At 71.9% G+C, this 20,513-nt stretch carries 11 protein-coding genes, 1 tRNA gene and 3 pseudogenes; 8 read left to right on the top strand and 7 right to left on the bottom strand.

Translation table 11 applies throughout. The annotated features are described in order from the left end of the window. Positions 1-101 precede the first annotated feature (101 nt). From tmk to ACZ5DS_RS25095, 4 genes are all read left to right on the top strand, one after another. Entirely contained in the window at positions 102-3,419 is a 3,318-nt protein-coding gene (tmk, locus tag ACZ5DS_RS25110; RefSeq protein ID WP_468242410.1) for a dTMP kinase, read from the top strand. 143 nt (positions 3,420-3,562) lie between these two features. Then, positions 3,563-4,768 carry a DNA polymerase III subunit delta' gene (locus ACZ5DS_RS25105; protein WP_468242408.1) on the top strand — a complete coding sequence of 402 codons (1,206 nt, stop codon included), beginning with the start codon at positions 3,563-3,565 and terminating at the stop codon, positions 4,766-4,768. 96 nt (positions 4,769-4,864) lie between these two features. Next, positions 4,865-6,517: an alpha/beta hydrolase gene (locus tag ACZ5DS_RS25100; RefSeq protein ID WP_468242406.1), complete on the top strand. Its 1,653-nt coding sequence runs from the start codon at positions 4,865-4,867 to the stop codon at positions 6,515-6,517. A 108-nt stretch (positions 6,518-6,625) separates the two neighbouring features. After that, positions 6,626-6,702: transfer RNA gene (locus tag ACZ5DS_RS25095), tRNA-Thr, on the top strand. 125 nt (positions 6,703-6,827) lie between these two features. Here ACZ5DS_RS25095 and ACZ5DS_RS25090 read toward each other — a convergent pair. Continuing rightward, positions 6,828-7,220, bottom strand: a pseudogene (locus tag ACZ5DS_RS25090) (tyrosine-type recombinase/integrase); the annotation flags it as partial. 1 nt (position 7,221) lies between these two features. On the opposite strand from ACZ5DS_RS25090, the pseudogene ACZ5DS_RS25085 reads away from it, so the two are divergent. Next, positions 7,222-8,278, top strand: a pseudogene (locus tag ACZ5DS_RS25085) (mobilization protein); the annotation flags it as partial. Positions 8,279-8,369: 91 nt separating this feature from the next. Here ACZ5DS_RS25085 and ACZ5DS_RS25080 read toward each other — a convergent pair. From ACZ5DS_RS25080 to ACZ5DS_RS25065, 4 genes and pseudogenes are all read right to left on the bottom strand, one after another. After that, positions 8,370-8,822, bottom strand: coding sequence for a hypothetical protein (locus ACZ5DS_RS25080; protein ID WP_468242403.1), 453 nt, complete (start codon positions 8,820-8,822; stop codon positions 8,370-8,372). 79 nt (positions 8,823-8,901) lie between these two features. After that, positions 8,902-9,546: a NucA/NucB deoxyribonuclease domain-containing protein gene (locus ACZ5DS_RS25075; RefSeq protein ID WP_468242401.1), complete on the bottom strand. Its 645-nt coding sequence runs from the start codon at positions 9,544-9,546 to the stop codon at positions 8,902-8,904. Positions 9,547-9,677: 131 nt separating this feature from the next. Beyond that, positions 9,678-10,022: a hypothetical protein gene (locus tag ACZ5DS_RS25070; RefSeq protein WP_468242398.1), complete on the bottom strand. Its 345-nt coding sequence runs from the start codon at positions 10,020-10,022 to the stop codon at positions 9,678-9,680. A gap of 796 nt (positions 10,023-10,818) precedes the next feature. Then, positions 10,819-11,181, bottom strand: a pseudogene (locus ACZ5DS_RS25065) (hypothetical protein); the annotation flags it as partial. Positions 11,182-11,496: 315 nt separating this feature from the next. Here ACZ5DS_RS25065 and ACZ5DS_RS25060 point away from each other — a divergent pair. The 3 genes from ACZ5DS_RS25060 (at position 11,497) to ACZ5DS_RS25050 (ending at position 17,913) form a co-directional block, all read left to right on the top strand. Then, complete coding sequence (locus ACZ5DS_RS25060; RefSeq protein ID WP_468242396.1) at positions 11,497-13,179, top strand: hypothetical protein; 1,683 nt, start codon at positions 11,497-11,499, stop codon at positions 13,177-13,179. A gap of 195 nt (positions 13,180-13,374) precedes the next feature. After that, positions 13,375-14,268, top strand: coding sequence for a glycosyltransferase family 2 protein (locus ACZ5DS_RS25055; RefSeq protein WP_468242393.1), 894 nt, complete (start codon positions 13,375-13,377; stop codon positions 14,266-14,268). A gap of 474 nt (positions 14,269-14,742) precedes the next feature. Then, positions 14,743-17,913 (top strand): AfsR/SARP family transcriptional regulator, encoded by a 3,171-nt coding sequence (locus ACZ5DS_RS25050; protein ID WP_468242391.1) that lies wholly within the window; start codon positions 14,743-14,745, stop codon positions 17,911-17,913. Between the two features lie 46 nt (positions 17,914-17,959). Here the strand turns inward: ACZ5DS_RS25050 and ACZ5DS_RS25045 are convergent, their stop codons facing one another. Then, complete coding sequence (locus tag ACZ5DS_RS25045) at positions 17,960-19,642, bottom strand: bifunctional 3'-5' exonuclease/DNA polymerase (protein ID WP_468242389.1); 1,683 nt, start codon at positions 19,640-19,642, stop codon at positions 17,960-17,962. A 48-nt stretch (positions 19,643-19,690) separates the two neighbouring features. Then, the gene (locus tag ACZ5DS_RS25040) at positions 19,691-20,434 is read right to left on the bottom strand and encodes a Clp protease N-terminal domain-containing protein (protein WP_468242386.1); all 744 of its coding nucleotides are present in this window, start codon (positions 20,432-20,434) and stop codon (positions 19,691-19,693) included. Positions 20,435-20,513 lie beyond the last annotated feature (79 nt).

Here is a 20,513-nt window from a genome sequence, read left to right as displayed (position 1 = left end):
GGCTTCGCGAAACGAACGCCCCGGCATCACTTTGGTGTCGGGGCGTGCGCACGCCCGGACGGCCTGGGCGTGGTGTCGGTGGCTGCCGATAGGCTGAACGCATGACGCGAGCCGAGCAGCCAACGGCCCCCACCACAGCACCGGACGACGCCCTGGTCGCGGACTCCCGCGAGCGAGCCGTCCGCTCCCTGCTGCGCCGACCGCAGGTGCGACGCCTGTGGAGCGCACAGCTCGTGAGCGGTGTCGGTGACATCCTCGCGCTGCTCGTGCTGGTCCTCTTCGTCCTCCAGGCGGCCATCGTCGAGGGCTCTTTCGGCGGTGGCTACCGAGGCGTGGCGTTCGCAGTGGCGACCGTCTTCGCCGCGCGGATACTCGCCACGCTCCTCTTCGGCGCGGTCCTCCTCGGCCCGCTGACCAACCTCACCGCGCAGGAGGGCCCGCTCGACCGGCGCTGGACCATGGTCGGTGCCGACGGCCTGCGCGCCGTGCTGCTGATCGTCGCGCCCCTGTGGATCGACTGGACCCCGGACAACGCACTCGCCGTCCTGCTGGTCACCGCCTTCGTCACCGGCGTCGCCGAGCGGCTGTGGACGGTGTGCCGGGAGGGCGCGGCCCCCGCCCTGCTGCCCGCCCCGCCCCCGGAGGGGGCGACGGTACGGCCGCTGCCGGACCACCTCGACGCCCTGCGCCGCCTCGCGCTGCGCACCAGCTTCCTGGCGATTCCGCTGGCGGCCGCCGCCCTGGTCGTCGCCGCGCTGCTGAACAACCTGCTCGGCGCCGGAGTGACCTGGTTCGACCAGCACCAGGCGGCCCTCGGGTCGTACGTGGCGGCCGGACTCTTCGCCGCGTCCCTGTCCGTGCTGACCTTCCTGGAGCTGCCCGACACGCGTACCCCGCGCCCGCGGTCCCCGCTGGAGGGCCTGCGCCGCCCGCGCACCGGCACGGGCGTCGACAAGGGCCGTACGGGCGCCGTCCCGCTGCTCGTCCCGGCCTGTGCCGCAGTGGCCGGAGCCATCGCCGCCGCGGTCGCGGTGTGCGTGCTGCACGCCAAGGACCTGGGCGGCGGCCCGGTCCTCTACGGCCTGCTGGTGCTGGGCCTGACCGGCGGTGTCGCCGTCGGCATCCGTACGGCGCCCGCGCTGCTGCCCTCGCTCTCGCGCCGCCGGCTGCTGGCCCTCGCGATCGCCTTCACCGGCGTCGCCCTGCTGGCCGCCGGGCTGGTCCCGGACGTCACCACGGTGCTGCTGATCGTCACGCTGGCCGGCGTCGGCGCGGGCGTGGCCGCCAACACCGGGCACGCCCTGCTGGACCAGGAGACCGAGGAGTACCGCAGGGCGCGCACCACCGAGCACCTGCACGCCGTCGTCCGGGTCTTCATCGCGCTCGGCGTCCTGATCGCCCCCCTGGTCGCGGCGCTGATCGGCCCGCACCGGCTGGAGAACGGCAAGTTCGTCTTCGCCCACGGCGGCGCCGCCTTCACACTGATGCTGGTCGGCGCGCTGCTGCTGCCGGTGGCCGCGCTGGTGCTCGCCAAGGTCGACGACCGCTCCGGGGTCCCGCTGCGGCAGGACCTCAAGGACGCGCTGCTCGGCGGCGACGACCCCGTCCAGGCCCCGGCGGCGAGCGGCTTCTTCATCGCCCTGGAGGGCGGTGACGGAGCCGGCAAGTCCACCCAGGCCGAGGCGCTCGCGGAATGGATCCGCGCCAAGGGCCACGAGGTCGTGCTCACCCGCGAGCCGGGGGCCACGCCCGTGGGCAAGCGGCTGCGCTCGATCCTGCTGGACGTGTCCTCGGCGGGCCTGTCGCACCGCGCGGAGGCGCTGCTGTACGCGGCCGACCGGGCCGAGCACGTCGACACCGTCGTACGGCCCGCCCTGGAGCGCGGCGCGGTCGTCATCTCGGACCGGTACATCGACTCGTCCGTGGCCTACCAGGGCGCGGGCCGCGATCTGTCCCCGACCGAGATCGCCCGCATCAACCGCTGGGCGACCAACGGGCTCGTTCCGCACCTCACCGTCCTGCTGGACGTCTCCCCGGAGGCCGCTCGCGAGCGGTTCACCGAGGCGCCGGACCGGCTGGAGTCGGAGCCGGCCGAGTTCCACGCGCGCGTGCGGGCCGGTTTCCTCACCCTCGCCGCCTCCGACCCCGGCCGCTATCTGGTCGTGGACGCCGGGCAGGAGCCCGAGGCCGTCACCACCGTGATCCGGCACCGGCTCGACACCGTGCTGCCGCTGTCCGAGGCCGAGATCAAGGCCCAGGAGGAGGCGCGGCGGAAGGCCGAGGAGGAGGCCCGCCGCAGGGCCGAGGAAGAGGCCGCGCGCAAGGCCGAGGAGGAGCGCCTGGAGCGCGAGCGCCAGGAGCAGCTCGCCAAGCTGCGTGCCGACGAGGAGGAGCGCAAGCGCCGCGAGCTGGAGGAGGCACAGCGCCGCGAGGCCGAGCGGCAGGCGGAGGAGGCCCGGCAGCGGGCCGAGGAAGCGCGGCGCCGGGCGGAGGAGGAGCGGCAGCGGCTCCTTGCGGAGGAGAAGGCCCGCGCCGAGGAGGAGGCTCGCCGCAGGGCCGAGGAGGAGCTGCGGCGCCAGCAGGCCGAGGAGGAGGCGCGGCTGCGCGCCGAGGAAGAGGCACGGCAGGCCCGGCTGCGCGCCGAGGAGGAGGCGCGACGGCTGGAGAAGCAGCGCAAGGCCGAGGAGGCCCTGCTGCGCGCGGAGGAGGCCCGCCGCCAGGCGGCCGAGGCCGCGGCTGCGGCCGACATGGCGGCCCGCAGGCCCAGCACTCCGCAGCCGACGGTGCCGGGCATGACCCCGGATGCGGCGACCGCGCCTACACCGGTGGTCCCGCCCAGCGCGGAGGAGACGGTGCGGACGCCGGTCGTGTCGCCGGGTGCCGAGGAGACGACGGTGCTGCGGCCGGTGCGCGAGGAGCGGTCCGACGACGCCCGGAACTCCGGGTCCGGGGCCGCTTCCGGTTCCGGTTCGGAGTCCGAGGTGACGGCCGAGCTGCCGCAGCCGCCGAACGCCTCGGGCGCGGCTGACGAGACGGCGGTGCTGCCGCCGGTGGCTCCGGGCGCGGCGGACGAGACGGCGGTCCTGCCGCCGGTGACTCCGGGCGCGGCCGACGAGACCGCCGTCCTGCCGCCCGTACGGGGCGAGGACCCGGCGGACCGGGTGCCGTCCGGCTTCTTCCGGGACGAGCGGTCCGGAGCGGGTCCCGACGGCTCCGAGGACCGTACGCGCGAGATGCCCCAGGTCGACGCCGAGGGCACGCCTCGTCGCCGGCCGCGCCCGGACTGGGCCGAGGAGACCCCGCTGGACGACCTGCCGACGCTCGCGGACGAGCTGCTGGGCTCGTACGACGCGCAGGAGTACGGGGACGCCGGTGACGACCAGGGCCGCCGCGGCCGGGGTCGCGGCCGCCGCGGCTGAGCGAGGACGCAGAGCGCGGACTCTGGGCCGGCGCACATCGGGCGGCGCCCGTCGGAGCACCGACGGGCGCCGCCCTCGTTGTCAGTGCCCACCCCCACAATGGATCCCGGAACGCGAAGTGTGACGAAAGGGCGGCGTGACCCATGACCGTATGGGACGACCTCGTCGGGCAGGAGAAGGTGAGCGCGGTGCTCGACGCCGCCGCGCGGGACGCCGACGCCCTCGTCACGGCCGCCGCGGCGGCCGAGCCGCTGCCGGAGGCGTCGAAGATGACCCACGCCTGGCTGTTCACGGGCCCGCCCGGAGCGGGCCGGAACCAGGCGGCGCGAGCCTTCGCCGCCGCCCTGCAGTGCGTGAGCCCCGACCGTGCCCTCGGCGGCTCCCCGGGCTGCGGTTTCTGCGACGGTTGTCACACCGCGCTGCTCGGCACCCACGCGGACGTCAGCACGGTCGCCGCCGTGGGCTCCGAGATCCTGGTCAAGGACATGCGGGACACGGTCCGCAAGTCGTTCACCGCCCCGGCGAACGGCCGCTGGCAGATCATCCTGGTCGAGGACGCCGAGCGGCTGAACGAGAAGTCGGCCAACGCCGTCCTGAAGGCGGTGGAGGAGCCCGCACCGCGGACGGTCTGGCTGCTGTGCGCCCCCTCGATCGAGGACGTCCTGCCCACGATCCGCTCCCGCTGCCGCCACCTGAACCTGCGGACACCGTCGGTCGACGCGGTCACCGACATGCTCGTACGCCGTGACGGCATCGAACCCCAGGTCGCCGCGGCCGCCGCCCGCGCCACCCAGGGGCATGTCGACCGGGCCCGCCGGCTGGCCACCGACCCGGCGGCCCGTGAGCGTCGCGCCGCCGTGCTCAGGGTCCCCCTGCGCCTGGACGAGGTGGGCGCCTGCCTCAAGGCGGCCCAGGAGCTGGTCGACGCGGCCGCCGAAGACGCCAAGCAGCTCGCCGAGGAGATGGACGGCAAGGAGACCGAGGAGCTGAAGGCGGCTCTGGGCGCGGCACAGGGCGGCCGGCTGCCGCGCGGTACGGCGGGTGTGATGAAGGACCTCGAGGACATGCAGAAGCGCCGCAGAGCCCGCACGCAGCGCGACAGCCTCGACGTCGCGCTCGGCGACCTCACCGGCTTCTACCGCGACGTCCTCGCCCTCCAGCTCGGTTCACGGGTGGCGATCGCCAACGGCGACGCCGAGGACGCCCTGGAGCGGCTGGCCCGCGGCAGCTCCCCGGAGTCCACGCTCCGCCGCATCGAGGCGATCGCCGCCTGCCGCGAGGCCCTGGACCGCAACGTGGCTCCGCTGCTGGCGGTGGAGGCGATGACGATGGCGCTGCGGGCGGGGTGAGCCGGACGTACGGTGGTTGACGGGCCGCGTCCCTCGTACGAGGCCACCGTCCGCACGCACCGCACCCACCCCGTCGCCCAGCGTTACGCTCGCCTGATGCACACCTGGTCATCCCGCCGCCGGAACCGCCGGACCCGGCCCCGGACCGAAGCCCGGACTCTGACCGAAGCCCGGACCCGAGGCCGTAGCCGGGCGACGGCGCGCGTCACGGGCACCTTCCTCGCGGCGGCCGCGCTGCTCGTCTCCGCCTGTTCCTCCGGGACCTCGACCACACCGTCCGCCAGTACGGCGGAGGCGGCGCTGACCGCGCTGCCGCGCTCCACACCGTCGGCACTGTCGTCGTACTACACCCAGCACCTGCACTGGCGCAGCTGCGGCACCGCCGGTTTCCAGTGCGCCACGATGAAGGCGCCGCTGGACTACGCCAAGCCCGATGCGGGTGACATCCGGCTCGCCGTGGCCCGCAAGAAGGCCACCGGCAAGGGCAAGCCGCTCGGCTCGCTGCTGGTCAACCCGGGCGGCCCGGGCGGCTCGGCGATCAGCTACCTCCAGAGTTACGCGGGCATCGGCTACCCCGCCGAGGTCCGCGCCCGCTACGACATGGTCGCGATGGACCCGCGCGGCGTCGCCCGCAGCGAGCCGGTCGAATGCCTCAGCGCACGCCAGATGGACGCATACACGGAGACCGACACCACGCCCGACGACCAGAAGGAGACGAACGCGCTGGTCGGCGAGTACAAGAAGTTCGCAGAGAGCTGCGGGGCACGCTCGGCGCGGCTGCTGCGGCACGTGTCCACCATCGAGGCGGCGCGGGACATGGACATCCTGCGGGCCGTGCTCGGCGACCCCAAGCTGAACTACGTCGGCGCGTCGTACGGCACCTTCCTCGGGGCGACGTACGCCGGTCTGTTCCCGGACCGGACGGGCCGCCTGGTGCTGGACGGCGCGATGGACCCGTCCCTCGGCGCCCGGAAGCTCAACCTGGAGCAGACGGCGGGCTTCGAGACGGCGTTCCAGGCGTTCGCGAAGGACTGCGTACGGCAGCCCGACTGCCCGCTCGGCGGCAGAGGTACGACGCCCGCGCAGGTCGGCGACCACCTCAGGGCCTTCTTCCACAAGCTGGACGCCCACCCCATCCCGGCGGGCGAGGCGGACCACCGCGAGCTCACCGAGTCGCTGGCCACCACCGGGGTGGTCGCGGCGATGTACGACGAAAGTGCCTGGGAACAGCTGCGCGAGTCGCTGACCTCGGCGATGCGGAAGATCGACGGCGCGGGCCTGCTCGCCCTCTCCGACAGCTACTACGAACGGGACGCGAAAGGCCACTACAGCAATCTGATGATGGCCAACGCCGCCGTGAACTGTCTCGACCTGCCGCCCGCCTTCACCGGCCCCGAGCAGGTGGAGAAGGCTCTGCCCGAGTTCGAGAAGGCGTCCGCGGTCTTCGGCGAGGGCCTGGCGTGGGCCTCGCTGAACTGCGCGTACTGGCCGGTGAAGGCCACGGGCGAGCCGCATCGCATCGAGGCGAAGGGCGCGGCGCCCATCGTCGTGGTCGGCACCACCCGCGACCCGGCCACCCCCTACCCCTGGGCCGAGTCCCTCGCCCGCCAGCTCTCCTCGGGCCGCCTGCTGACCTACGTCGGCGACGGCCACACCGCCTACGGCCGCGGCAGCGCCTGCATCGACTCGGCGATCGACACCTACCTCCTCCGCGGGACGCCTCCGGCGGAGGGAAAGCGCTGCTCATAGGTCTGATCGCCCGGTCGGCCGGGGGTGCTCCGGGAGGTGGTACGGAGCACCCCCGGAAACTGTGTAGACTTACCGACGTTGCTGATCGCACCATAGTGCGGACGGCGCGCCGCCTTAGCTCAGATGGCCAGAGCAACGCACTCGTAATGCGTAGGTCTCGGGTTCGAATCCCGAAGGCGGCTCCATCAAACCCCAGGTCAGACAGTCGCTGACCTGGGGTTTTCTGTTGCTCGGGGCATGGTGTGCCACACAGTCGAGGTGCCGTGGGATGGCTTGCGTGAGCGATGCGTGAGCGGAGCGCCGCCGGGACCTACTTCTCGGGCTTCCGGCGCTTGGCCTTCTTCTTGGCTTTGGCCTGGGCGTTCGCCTTGTCCTTCGGCTTGCCGTTGCCCTTGCCGTTGTTCTTGGCGGACTTTGCAGCCTTGCGGGCCGCCTTCTCTGCCTCGGCCTTGCGCTGTAGCGGGACCAACTTGGCGGTGGCCTCGGCAGCGTTCTTGCCGACCTGGGGCAGGACACTCTGGTAAATGTCCCGCGTGATCCGGGTATCACTGTGACTGAGGGTGTCCGACACGATCTTGATATAGATGTCGGCGGCCAGCATGAGGGTGGCTGCGCCGTGGCGCAGGTCGTGGAGCCGGATCGGCGGGAGACCGGAGGTGGCGACGAGCCGCTCGAAGAGGTCGGTCACCGTGCCGGGGTGGAGCCTGGCCTACCTCGAAGCCGACGGCATCGCGGTCAAGCCCCGCCGCGGGCCGTCCGGCGACCTACTCGGCCATGCCGTCGGCCGCCCCGGTGACGTCAGCAACGACGACGAACAGATCTACCACCCCGGCGGGAAGATCGCCCCAGACCTGAGTCTGCCCAAACTCAAGGCACGCTTGGACACAACTGCTCCAGAAGAGCACCCAACCGCTCGCCGCAACCGCCCCACCAGACCCTGGGAACGGGCGGCCGATGCCCTCGACGTGATCGACACCGGTATGGACGACGACGTCCGTGCCCAGGCACACATCGCTGCCCTGGGGGAACTGATCGAGGTCACCGCCCAGAAAGCCCCACCCGGACTCCGCGCCGAACTCCGATCCGCCTCACAGAAGTTCGCCCGCGCCCAGCGCTCCCAGATCCGAGCCGAGCACCGAGCAACGAACGCTCTGCGCACCGCTGCTCGCGACATTGCCCACACTGCCATGGGGCCCGACAGCAGCGCACTCGCCGCCTTCGTTGCTGCTCTCGTCTGGGCCACGATCATCGCCGGCCGCTGGCATGAGGCGAAGCATCATGCCCAGCAAGCCGAGGCTGCCCACCAAGCCCTCCAACACCTTCAGACCGCTTCCGACCAAGCACTCAACCCCGTACTGGAGGAACTGGCGCCGCGTCGTCCCACGGACCGAATACGGCGCAGCCTCGCCCACGACGTACGCACCGCCGTACCCTGACCACGCCGACCGCATCCTCACCGACCCCGCATGGCCGGCCCTCGCCACCGTGCTCGCTGACGCCGAAGGCCGCGGTCACAAGCCCGACCAACTCCTTGCGGAGGCAGCCGCCCAGCGTGAACTGACCACTGCTTGCCAACCCGCCCGGGTGTTGATCACCCGTATCCAGCACACTGGCCGGAACCCGATACCGAACCGCCGAGCTGAAGCCGCTCGCCGCCGCACCACCAATGGCGCACCAGATTCCGGTCAACAGGCCGGAAGCATGCGTCCAGGCACGGCTCCCACGCCGCCCATGGGCCAGCCCATACGACCCCGCCGCTAGCGAGATCACCTGCCGCCGATCGCGCATCCGATCGGCACGGGCGCCCCGCCCACGGCAGTCCCAAGACGAGGGCAATCACCTAAACAACGCTCTACGCGGGCCAGAACTGGATGACGTGTTCCTCTACCTCGTACGAAGCGATGAGGAGGCGACCCTTCCAGTCGTAGGGGGGTTCGAGGCCGGGCCGGTTGAACAAGTGCTCCGGCGGCATGGGGTCTTGGAACATGTCGTCGAGGTCGGTGCCGGTGGTGAAGCCGGCCGGGGCGTCGGTGGCGGTGCAGGTGAAGGTTTCGGTGTGGGTCCACTTTCCCGGCAGCGGCTCGGGTTCCTGGTCGTAGATGAGGAAGCTGATCTTGACCGGCTCCCACTCGGTGGAGCCCGCGGTGATAGTGAGACAGCTCTTGCTTTCGGTTGCGGTGACGCGGGTCTGGGAGGACATGGAAGGCAGGGCGATGCCCTCCGGTTCTCCCATGTCGATGACGTAGAAGGCGTGGTTCAGGGTGGCCATTCCGGTGTACTGGTCCACCGGCAGGATCTCTGTCATGGTCGGCTTCTTTCCAGAGACAGGGCAGGCCCCCACACGGACGGCGTGGGGGCCTGCCATTATCGAGTAGCCGCTGTGATCAGCCCATGTTCACGTAGAACTTGTCGCCGGGCAGGATGTGGTAGCGGCCGAAGAAGGTGCGAAGGATGCCGCCCTGCTGGCGGTTCTCCTTCAGCGGCACCCACTTGATGGAACGGTTCGGCGGGTTGTAGGTCCTGCCGCCCTGCTTGGTCTCGGCGAAGGGGTATTCGTCGCACGAGGGCTTGGTGCCGTCGTCGTGGGGGTCGACGTGCCACCAGATGTCACCCGGCTTGGGGTGGACGTCGGGCCCGCAGACGGCCCTGCGGTTGTCGTCGGCCTGGTCCTTGGTGGCTCGGGTGAGCGGAACCGTGGAGTTCATGCGGCCGATGTGGAGTCCGGCGTTCTGGACCTTGCGGATGTTGTCCTTGATGCCCGGGAGGGCGGCCATCTTAGAAAGATGGGTGAAGTCGGATTCCACTGAGAGCATGGTCGGGTGGACGCAGCCTGCCCCGTACTGGCGGTCTTCGTCGTCGCACCGGTAGGTCTGTCCGTTATAGGTGACCTGTCCTGCGCCGTAGCCGGGCTTGGTGAAGTCCCATTCGTAGTGGGTGTGGGTGGAGCGGGGGTGTCCGTGGCTGACGGTGAAGACGTACTTGTTACCGCCGGAGTGGGCCGACCCGTTCAGGATGAACGGCCTGGCCATGGCGCCTGTGGCGTGGACCTGACAGCTGGAGCCGCAGGAGGGGTGGAAGGCGGCGAGGATAGTGTCGGCAGTGCCGACGATCTTGGTCTTGCTTGCGGTGATTGTCTCCGTCCACTTGACGCTCTTGAGGTTCAGGTGCGTCTCGTGCCAGACGGTGAAGGAAGCAGTGCCGACGGTGCGGCCCCGGTATTTGACTGGATCTTGATGTCCTGGTGGAAACATTCCCAGGTGCGGTTGACCACGTTGGTCAGAGGCTTGGGAACCTTGCAGTAGCCCCTGGGCTCGCCGGTGGCATTCGGCGCGATGGCCTTGCCGTTGGCGGCGAAGTCAGAGATCACCTTGCTGGCGGTAACGGTGATGGCATTTCCGCTGGCCGCGCTGCTCGGGGCGGAAGCAGCGATGGTGCCGGTGGCGGCGAGCATCAGCGTCACGGCTGTAGCGATCGGCTTGCTGCTGCTTTTGGCTTGATGGTGCACGAATCTCTCCCCGTAGTGGTCGATTTCGAGTGACGCCTGTGACCGGTCTGTCGCTCATGGTGATCGCATCACGGGTCGAAACGTTCATGACAGGCACTCTTGAGACGAACTGGCGTTCGGTATCAGTCAGTTCCGACAGCAGGGCATGTGGCTTGTTCCGGTCCAGGCCGTGCTCCCGCCCGGGTTGTCAGGCCGGAGCAGCATCACAGGCACCCCACCTGGGCGCCGTTGTAGGCCGGTTAGTGGGGAAAATGGCGGTGCTGGCGGCGAACGTCGCCCTCTCCTGCGTCTTGCGCGCGTCGGCCATGTCCCGGACCTCGTGGGTTCGAGCATGCTCCGAGGAGACTCTCCTGAGAGTCGGCCGTCACTGACGCGTCGGCGTACCAGTGGAGACCTGTCCTGGTCACGGGGCTCATACCGCGGGGGATGGCAGGCTCTTCCGTGACCAGGACGGGGGCTTAACCGCGGCGGAGGAACCTGCTCGGGCCGCGGTGCCTGCCAGTACGCCGAGCCGAGGGCGGTCTCGCGGCGGTGGTCTCGTTCGGCCGGTCAAGGCAAGCCGGTTCGTCCCTGTTGAGGAAGGACTGCCAGACCCGTTCCTGAAGTGCACGGATGCATGGCCCGCACGCGTACATGGGAGCCTGGGCGCCGGCGACGCTCGCGGGGCCGATCCACAGGACGCGAGTCCGCCGCTGGCCGCAGCAGAGCCAACAGAAACCGTCGACCCACTCGTTGCCGTCGTCCGTGGCCGCTGGTGCAGGCAGCCCTCCGCGAGCGAACTCGGCGATCCCGGGGATCACCTCCGTGCTGTAAGGCGACTTCCGGAAGCATGACCTGTCCGCCTTTTGGTCAATGGCGGCCCTGGACTGCCGAGGAGACATCGCTGCTTCTCGGCGTCGGAGAACAGCAGGGTGGACTCGGCGAGGATGTCGTGGCCGGCCTCGCTCTAGTAGATCGCGTCGACGCTGCTGAACCGGGCCTCGGAGTAGTCTAGTTCCAGGAGATCGGCGGCCTGCCGGACGGACGCCTCGTCGGGCCCCTCGATCTCCAGGAACGTGGTGAGGTCGGGCCAGGCGTCGAAGTCGAAGGCGACCTCTCCCAGGCGCCACTCCTCGCGGTAGTTCTCCTAGTAGCGGACCTCGGTGAGGCCCACTCGGCGTGGCGCTGTCTGTCACGATCATGCAGGCCCTCGTAATGCGTAGGCCTCGGGTTCGAATCCCGAAGGCGGCTCTTCTTGAATCCCAGGTCAGCTCTTGTCTGACCTGGGGTTTTCTCGTATCCAGCGACGGCGCGGCCTCGGCGGCCTGGATGGGGGAGGGCGCGCCAAGGGCCAGCAGCCCCACGGCGAGGGCGGTGGCACCCGCCCGGGACGAAGTGATCGTGGTCGTACAACCCTCCGGCACCCTGCCCTGTCTGGACAGGCGGTGTTCTCGCGCCGTTCACGGCGTGTGTTCTTGAGCTTTGGAGGGGTTCTGTGAGAGCGAGCGAGGCTCGACGGGGGGCGTGGGGCGCGGCCGGGGCGCTGGCAGTGGCCGTGGCGGTGGTGGGGCTGCCGGCCGAGCACGCCGTCGCGGCCGGGGCGGGGCTGGAGATCGCTGCCGCGGGTTACGGCGGCTACACCCTGCAGGCCTTGCCGTACACGGACATGGACCCGAACTCCGGGAATTCCGTGACGCTGACCAACACGGGCACGACGAAGATCACGTCGTACACGCTCACGGTCGACTACAGCTCGCTCGGCGGAGTCGTGGACGTCACCGCCCCCTTCTCCGGATGCGCGAAGAAGACCGAGGGCGTCCTGGTCTGCCAGGGCGCGGACGCCCCCGCGCCCGGCAGGACGAGCCGGCTCGGCGGATTCCGGGTGCGGAGTCTGAAGGGTGCGCGGGGTGCTACCAGCGGCGAGATCCGGGTCAGCGGAAAGGCCGACGGTGCCGAGATCGCCGAGCGGGTGTGGAAGGTCGACATCAAGGACAGCGGGTTCGTCCAGGACCGCGCGACGGGAGCCGTGAAGGGCAAGGTCAAGCCCGGCGCCGAAGTGCACCCGGGCGCGGGCTTCACCTACTTCGGCGCGCATGAGCTCAAGGGAACCGACCTCTACATGGATGCCCGGCGCGCGTCGTTCGAGCAGGAGTACAGCAACTGCCAGTACGGCACGATGTGGGTCCACCTGTTCGACGACCCGATCGGGGAGCCCACCGACGTGTCGTTCCCGGCGGCCGTCTGCCACTTCGACAACACGATCGAGGTGGGCGACTCCTTCGACATGGCCCCGGGGCCGCTCCGGATCGACGACGCCGCACGTAACGCCACCTGGTACGCCGAGCCGGGTGCCACGGACCGGCTGAAGGAGCTGACGGACGTCCACCCCGGCACCGGCCCGGAGCTGAAGCTCGTGCCGCGCCCGGCCGACGCCCCGCAGGGGGAGCCGAAGGAGGGCAGGTACAGCGTCCACTACGAGGTCGACAACACGGCGGACATCGAGGCCGTCGGCGCCTCGGCGAAGGGGCGGCCGGGTGACGTGGTCACGATGGACGTCGGCTACCGCAACAACGGTCCCGGCGCCGTGCCCACCTGGAACGGCAGCGAGCCCATCGAGGATCCTTCGGTGGAGACGACGGTCACCGTTCCCCAGGGCACGACCGTGGTGAAGGCGCCGATGGGGTGCCGGAGGACGGACACGCACGAGAGCGAGGCCGGCGGCCGCGGCTACCGCTGCGTGGAGAAGCGGACCGAATGGTCGATCGAGCCGGGCGAGCGTCTCATGTGGTCCTTCGGCCTGCGCATCGACAAGGCGTCCGCGCTCAAGCCCGGCAAGGTCTCGCTGAAGGTGCTGTCCGAGCATGACAGCGACCCGAAGAACGACACCGCCGCCATCACCGTGAAGGTGCCGGGCACGGCGGGTGGTACCGGTGGCTCCGACGGTGGCGGAAACGGGTCTTCCGGAGGCTCGACGGGCGGCACGTCCGGCTCGGGGTCCGGCGGCGGGTCCGGGTCCACCGGGGGCGCCCACGACACGTCGTCCACTTCCACGCCCACCGGGTCCATGGCGGGCACGGGTGCCGGCTCCCTGCCGTGGATCGCCGGGACGGCGGGCGTCCTCGCCGTGGGCACCGGCACGGTCCTGTTCCTCGCCGCGCGCCGGCGCCGACGGCCCTGAACGCTGCTCGCCCTGGCCGGTGATCCGTCCGTACTCGGTGCGCCGCGCCAGGCCCGGACAAAACTGCAGCAAAGGGGCTGCAAAGTGAATCCGCCTCAGATGAACCGGCGCCTCTGAGGCAACATCTTGGTGAACGGCGAGCGCCGTGCGATCGGGACACGGCGCCGCCGTCGTCGGCCGGATGGGGTGAGGGACGTGGTGGAGCCGAGGATCGCCGTCGCCGTGGTGACCATGGGCAACCGGCCCGCCGAGGTCGACGCCCTGCTGGAGTCCGTGGCCAAGCAGGACGTCGCCCCCGCCCGCATCGTGATCGTCGGCAACGGCTGCCGGCTGCCCGAGTTCGCCCAGCGGCTCTCCCTGCCCGGTGAGGTCACCACCGTCGACGTCGAGGAGAACCTCGGCTGCCCGGGCGGCCGGAACGTCGCCCTCGCCCGGCTGCGGGAGTACGGCGACATCGACATCGTCGTGGAGCTGGACGACGACGGACTGCTCGTCGACCCCGACGTGCTGCGCCGGGTCCGTGAGCTGTACGCGGCCGACCCGCGCCTCGGCATCGTCGGCTTCCGCATCGCCGACGAGCACGGCGAGACCCAGCAGCGGCACGTGCCGCGGGTGGGCAAGGCCGACCCCCTGCGTGGTGGTTACGTCACCTGCTTCCTAGGCGGCGGCCACGCCCTCTCCATGGCCATGCTGGCCGAGACCGGGGACTGGCCCGCCGAGTTCTTCTTCGCGCACGAGGAGACCGACCTCGCCTGGCGGGCCGCCGACGCCGGCTGGAAGATCCTCTACGCCCCCGAGTTGCTGCTCCAGCACCCCAGGACCTCGCCGGCCCGGCACGCCATCTACTACCGGGTCAACGCCCGCAACCGGGTCTGGCTGGTCCGGCGCCGGCTGCCCCTGCCGCTGATCCCCGTGCACCTCGGGGCGTGGACGCTGCTCACCCTCGCCCGCGCCCGCTCCCTGGCCGGACTGCGAGCGTGGTTCGGCGGATTCGTGGAAGGGCTGCGGGAGTCGGCCGGCGAGCGACGGCCCATGCGCTGGCGGACGGTGTGGCAACTCACCCGCCTCGGGCGCCCGCCCGTCATCTAGCAGCGCCCGTCAACTGGGCAGGGCCGGTCATCCGAGCAGGGCCGGTCATCCGGGCATCGCCGGTCATCTGAGCACCGCGCGTAGATACGGGACAGGGACCCGGTCGTTCACCTCCGCCGACCGGGACCCCTTTGCGTCCCCGGACCAGGCCTGCGGCGACACTCCCCCGAGTTACGCGACTTCACGCGCGCACCGATGGGCCGGATCCGATGAAAAGATCACATCAGGGCGCACCAACGGATCGCTAACATGTGGCCAACGGTTCGTCCGCAGGTCGCGGGCCGGTTGGCCGGAAGTCGCCGGACGGTAGCGGCGGTACGACGGAACGCTAACCGAATCCTGCCCCGATCGGCAGGTGGAAGCTGGCGGAAAACCGTTGTGGACGGGGCGGATTTCCGCCAGGGAACGGCGGGCGCGCGCCCGCCGCGCAGCACGGTCGGACAGGACCGCGCGGAAAGGCAGTGGAGTGGCGTGATGCGGCGGTGCGAGCTGCGGTTCGGACTGCTGGGGCCGCCCGTCCTGTACGACCGGCAGCCGTACGAGATTTCGTACGACGGCTCCAGTCGCGCGCCGACCACCCCTGACAGCCCCTCGGACCCCAACCCCGACAACTTCGTCCGTGCCATCGGCAGCCCCAAGGTCCGCGCCCTGCTCGCCGCGCTGCTGCTGGAGGCCGGCCGGGTCGTGTCGGTCGAGTCGCTGAAGGACGCCCTGTGGGGCGGGGCACCCCCCGTCTCCGCACAGGCCTCGCTGCACAACCACGTCACCCGGCTGCGCCGGCTCCTGGACGACCCCGAGCGGCTCAGAGCCGTGGCGCCCGGCTATCTGCTGCGCGTGGACGACGGCGAGCTGGACGTGCACGTGTTCGACGCCCGGGTCGCCGAGGCGCGCGCCGCGCACGCCCGGCGGGACTGGGCGGGTGTCGTGCGCCCCTGCGCGGCCGCGCTCGCGCTCTGGCGCGGCACCCCGCTCAGCGGACTCCCCGCCGACTTCGGCGGCTACGCCCTCGTACAGCGTCTGGAGGAGGCGCGGCTGCTGCTGCTGGAATGGCGGTACGACGCCGAACTCGCCCTCGGCGGAGCCAGGGTGGCCGGACTCGTCCCGGAGCTGGCGGCCCTGGTCGCCGGGCATCCGCTGCGCGAGGCGTACCACCGCCAGCTGATGCTCGCCCTGCACCACACCGGCCGTCAGGCCGAGGCCCTGGCCGTCCACCGCGATCTGCGCGCCCACCTGATCGAGGAACTCGGCATCGAGCCGGGCCGAGCGGTCCGCGAGGCCCACGCCGAGGTCCTACGAGGCTCCACGCCCCCGAAGACCGCACAGGAAGCCCCCCGCGTCCCCGCCCAACGCACCCATACCCACACACCCGCAGCCGCTGGCGGCGAACCGGCCCCACAGGAGCCGCCCGCACCCGACGACGAAGGCGGTGCAGGTGGTGCGGGTGGGAACCCCATTCCGGCCGACGGCCGGCCTTCCTCCCCGCACCCACCCGCACCGGCCCAACTCCCCGCACCCCCCGCCCACTTCACCGGCCGAGCACCTGAAATCAAGGGCCTGCAGGAATCCTTCGCCACCCGGCGGAGCCAACTCGCCGTGATCAGCGGCATGGCCGGCGTGGGCAAGAGCGCCCTCGCCCTCCACGTGGCCCACGGACTGCGGGAACGTTTCCCCGACGGCCAGCTGTACGTCAACCTGCACGGCGCCACCCCCGGCATGACCCCCCTCACCTCCGCCCAGGCACTCGCCGCCCTGCTGCGCGACCTGGGCGCCGAGTCCCGGAACATCCCCGAACACCCGGACGCCGCAGCCGCATTGCTCCGCTCGCTGCTCGCACCGGCCCGCATCCTGCTGGTGCTGGACGACGCGGCGAGCGCGGCCCAGGTACGGCCCCTGCTCCCGGCCGGGCCCGGCTGCGCCGTGATCGTCACCAGCCGCTCGCCGCTGACCGCGCTCGACGGCGCCCGGCGCTTCCCGCTGACCCCGCTGACCGGGGAGGAGAGCGCGGCCCTGCTGCGCGCGGTGAGCGGACGCGAGGGGCTCGACGCCGGCCACGCCCTGGTCGAGCTGACCGGCAGACTGCCGCTCGCGCTGCGGGTCGTCGCCGCCCGGCTGGCCGCCCGCCGGGCCCTCACCCCGGAGGTGCTGGCCGGTCAACTGGCCGCCACCGAAGGCCGCCTGCACCATCTGGAGTACGACGACCTGAGCGTCCGCCGCTCCCTTGCCGTCGCGCACGACGCGCTCGCCGCCGCCGCGCACGAGGCCGACCGGGACGCGGCCCTCGCCCTGCGCCACCTCGGCGCCCTCGACCTGCCCACCTACGGCGCCCCGCTGGTCGCCCGCCTCACCGGCACCGACGCGCGCCGCGCGGAGGCCGCCCTGGACCGGCTCGTCGACGTGGCCCTGCTGGAGGAGACGGCGTACGGCCGCTACGCCCCGCACGACCTGGTCCGCGACTTCGCACGCGAACTGGCCGCCCAGAGCCCCGAGCCGGCCGCCGGCGCCGACGCGGACCTCATCGCCCTGCGCTGGTACGCCGCCGCCGCCGAGCGTGCCCTGGTCGCCATCGTGGAGCCCGGTCTCGACCAGGACGACCGTCGACGGCCCACCTCGGCCCAGCCGCCGGAGCACGCGGCGGACGTGGCCGCGCTGGGCACCTTCGAGTCCGCCGAGGTGGCCTTCGCCTGGGGCGATGTGGAGCTGGAGAACATCGTCGCGCTGGTCGAGCGCAACGCGTGCACGGACCACGAGCGCCGGGCCGCCCATCTCTCCGTCCTCGTCCGGCTGTTCTTCCCCTACGCGCAGCGCAGCGGCCGGGTCGCCGAGATGGAGGTGCTGGGGCGGGCCGCGCTCGGCGCCGCACGGCGGCTCGGGGACGCAGCCGCCGAGGCGTACGCCCTGGGCGACCTTGCGGGCCTGCACTTCCTCACCGGCCGGCAGAACGACGCCCTCGCCCTCACCGACCAGGCCCTCGCGATCTGGCGGCGGCTCGGCACGGTCTCCTGGATCCGCCGCTCCCTGAACAACCGCGGCCTGCTGCTGGAGGGGCTCGGCCGGTTCGCGGAGTCGGAGGAGGCGCTGCGGCGGAGCCTCGCCTACTCCCGGCAGCTGAACGACCCCTACGGCGAGGCCGTCACCCGCAGCCACCTCGGCAACCTCTACGAGCACACCGATCCGCGGGCCGCCATCGAGCAGCACCGGCGCTCGCTGGCGATCGGGGACGCGATCGGCGCGGTGATCGTGCAGCACTCGGCGCACTGCAACATCGGCTACGCCCACCTCACGCTCGGCGAACCGGCCGCCGCCGCAGGGCACTTCGAGGAGAGCCTGCGGATCCTCGGCGGCCACGGCGACTGGCACGGCGAGTCGCAGACCCGGCTCGGTCTGGTCCGCGCGCTGCGGGAACTGGGTGAGGCCGAGCGGGCCGCCGCCGAGTGCGCCGAGCTGCTGCGCCGGGCCGACGCCCGCGCCGACTGCTACATCGGCGGCCTCGCCCGCCACCAGCACGGGCTGCTGCTGCACGAGGAGGGGCGCCGGACGGAGGCATACGACGCCTGGCACGCGGCCCTCGCGGCGCTGGACGGCACGGACGAGCAGGCGGTCCTCGCGGAGCTGCGGAGGCTGCTGTCCGACGGCCTTGCCCGGTGACGGGCCGTCGCGGCCGGTCCGGTGAGCCGACGTGCACCGAGGGCCCTCACTTGGCGTCGGCATAGCACTCCACCACCGCCGTGGTGAACGGGAAGCGCACCGGGGTCTCGCCGAAGGTCAGCCGCCCGGCGAGGTCGGCGGCGTCCCGGATGGCCTGGACGACGGTGCCGGCCTCCTCGGCGGGACAGTGCACGATCACCTCGTCGTGCTGGAAGAAGACCAGCTCTGCCGCCAGGTCCGCGCAGGACCGGCGCAGCGCGGCGAGCAGCAGCAGGGCCCAGTCGGCGGCGCTGCCCTGGACGACGAAGTTGCGGGCGAAGCGTCCGCGCGCGCGGGAGTTGGTGGAGGCGTAACCAGGGACCCAGGCCTGGCCTTCGGCGTCGTCCTCGCCGACGGGGATGCCCGCCTCCTCCTCCGCGTCCTCGCCCTGGGCGGCGGGCGGGCAGGTCCGGCCCAGCCAGGTGCGCACGAGCCGGCCCTCTTCGCCGGCCCGCGCGGCGTCGTCGACGTAGGCCACCGCCTTGGGGAAGCGGCGGCGCAGCGCCGCGAGGTTCTTCAGGCCGTCGCCGGACGTCTGGCCGTAGACCGCGCCGAGCACGGCGAGCTTGGCCTGGTTCCGGTCGCCGGAGAAGGCGCGGTCGGAAACCGCCTGGTACAGGTCGCTCTCGCGGCCGGCCACCTCCATCAGGCCGGGGTCGCGGGAGATCGCCGCCAGCACGCGCGGCTCCATCTGGTCGGCGTCCGCCACGACCAGCCGCCAGCCCGGGTCGGCGACCACGGCCCGCCGGATCACCTTGGGGATCTGCAGCGCGCCCCCGCCGTTGGTCACCCAGCGTCCGGTGACCGTGCCGCCGGCCTGGAACTCGGGCCGGAAGCGGCCGTCACGGACCCAGTCCTGCAGCCAGGACCAGCCGTGCGCGACCCGGATGCGGTACAGCTTCTTGTACTCCAGCAGCGGTTTCACCGCCGGGTGGTCGATGGACTCGATCTCCCAGCGGCGGGTGGACTTCACCTTGATCCCGGCCTGCGCGAAGGCCTTGACCACGTCGGCGGGCAGGTCGGGCCGGACTCGGCGGCCGAAGGCCGCGGACACCTCGTCGGCCAGTTCGGCGAGGCGGCGCGGCTCGCCGCCGCCCGCGTACCGCTCGCCGAGCAGGTCGTGCAGCAGCTCGCGGTGGACCTCGGCGCTCCAGGGGAGGCCGGACCGGTTCATCTCGGCGGCCACCAGCATCCCGGCCGACTCGGCGGCGGTCAGCAGCCGCATCCGGTCGGGGTGGGCGGTCTTCTCGTGCCGCCGCTGCTGGTCGGCGTAGACCGCGAGGAGGTCCTCGAGGGGCAGGCGGGTGCCGGTTGTTTCGAACAGCGGGGACTGGGCGCCCGGTTCGGCCGAGCGCTGCGGCGGATCGGGCGGTACGGGGCCGCCCCGGAGGCGGGCCAGGGCGGCGGCGGCCGAGCGCGGCTCGCCGTACCGGCCCTCGTGGCCCAGCAGGAGTGTTTCGGCGTCCTCGATGTCGTAACACCGCTCCACTCGCACCCCCGTGGCGAGCAGACGCGGGTAGACCTCGGGTGTCGACCGCCACACCCAGCGCGTCACCTCCGGGCGGCTCCGCACCGCCTCGGCGAGATCGCTCTCCCGCCGCACCGGACCGGCGGGCAGCCCGTCCGGGCCGAGGGGGGCGACGTCCACGCCACCGTCCTCGGCCGGCGCGAGAGCCCACCGGTCGGTCATGACTGCGAGTGTGGCAGGCGGTACTGACAATAGGTCTGACCTGCGGATTTACTCCGCGTCCGGCGCGGCCGACGTCTGCTCCAGCAGCGTGGCCAGCATCCTGCTGACGTAACCCTCGGTCGCCGCCTTGGTGATGCCGAGCCCGCTGAGGACGCCCTCGCCGTTCTCGTGCTCCAGCAGGGCCATCAGGAGGTGCTCGGTGCCGATGTAGTCGTGGCCGAGGCGCAGGGCCTCGCGGAAGGTGAGTTCCAGGACCTTCTTGGCCTCGGGGCCGTAGGGGATGAGCTCGGGGACGTCCTCCGCGGCCGGCGGCAGCGCGGCGGTCGCGGCCTGGCGTACGGAGTCCAGCAGGGCCCCCTGGTGGAGGATCGCCTTCGCGGCGAGGCCCTCCGGCTCGGCCAGCAGGCCGAGGACCAGGTGCTCGGGGCGGCCCTCGGGGTTGCGGGCCGCCACCGCCTCGTTGTGGGCGGCCATGACCACGTTCCGCGCGCGCGGGGTGTAGCGGCTGAAGCCCTGGCCGGCGTCGAGGTCGGTGGACTCCTTCGGCACGAACCGCTTCTGCGCCGCCTGCCGGGTCACGCCCATGCTCTTGCCGATGTCGGTCCAGGACGCGCCCGAGCGGCGGGCCTGGTCGACGAAGTGGCCGATCAGATGGTCGGCCACGTCACTGAGGTGATCGGCGGCGATCACCGCGTCCTGGAGCTGGTCGAGGGGTTCGGTATGGGCCTTCTTGATCGCATCGATGAGGTCGTCGAGGCGTACGGATGCCGTGATGTTCGGATTGGTCGCCATGTGTCAACCGTAGGTTGCCACCCCGGCACTGTCAACCGATAGTTGACAGTCCGGCTTCTCCCGCCCGCAGCGACTACTG

This window comes from Streptomyces sp. NPDC031100 (genome assembly GCF_055570785.1).
This window is presented reverse-complemented; position numbering and strand designations above follow the sequence as displayed.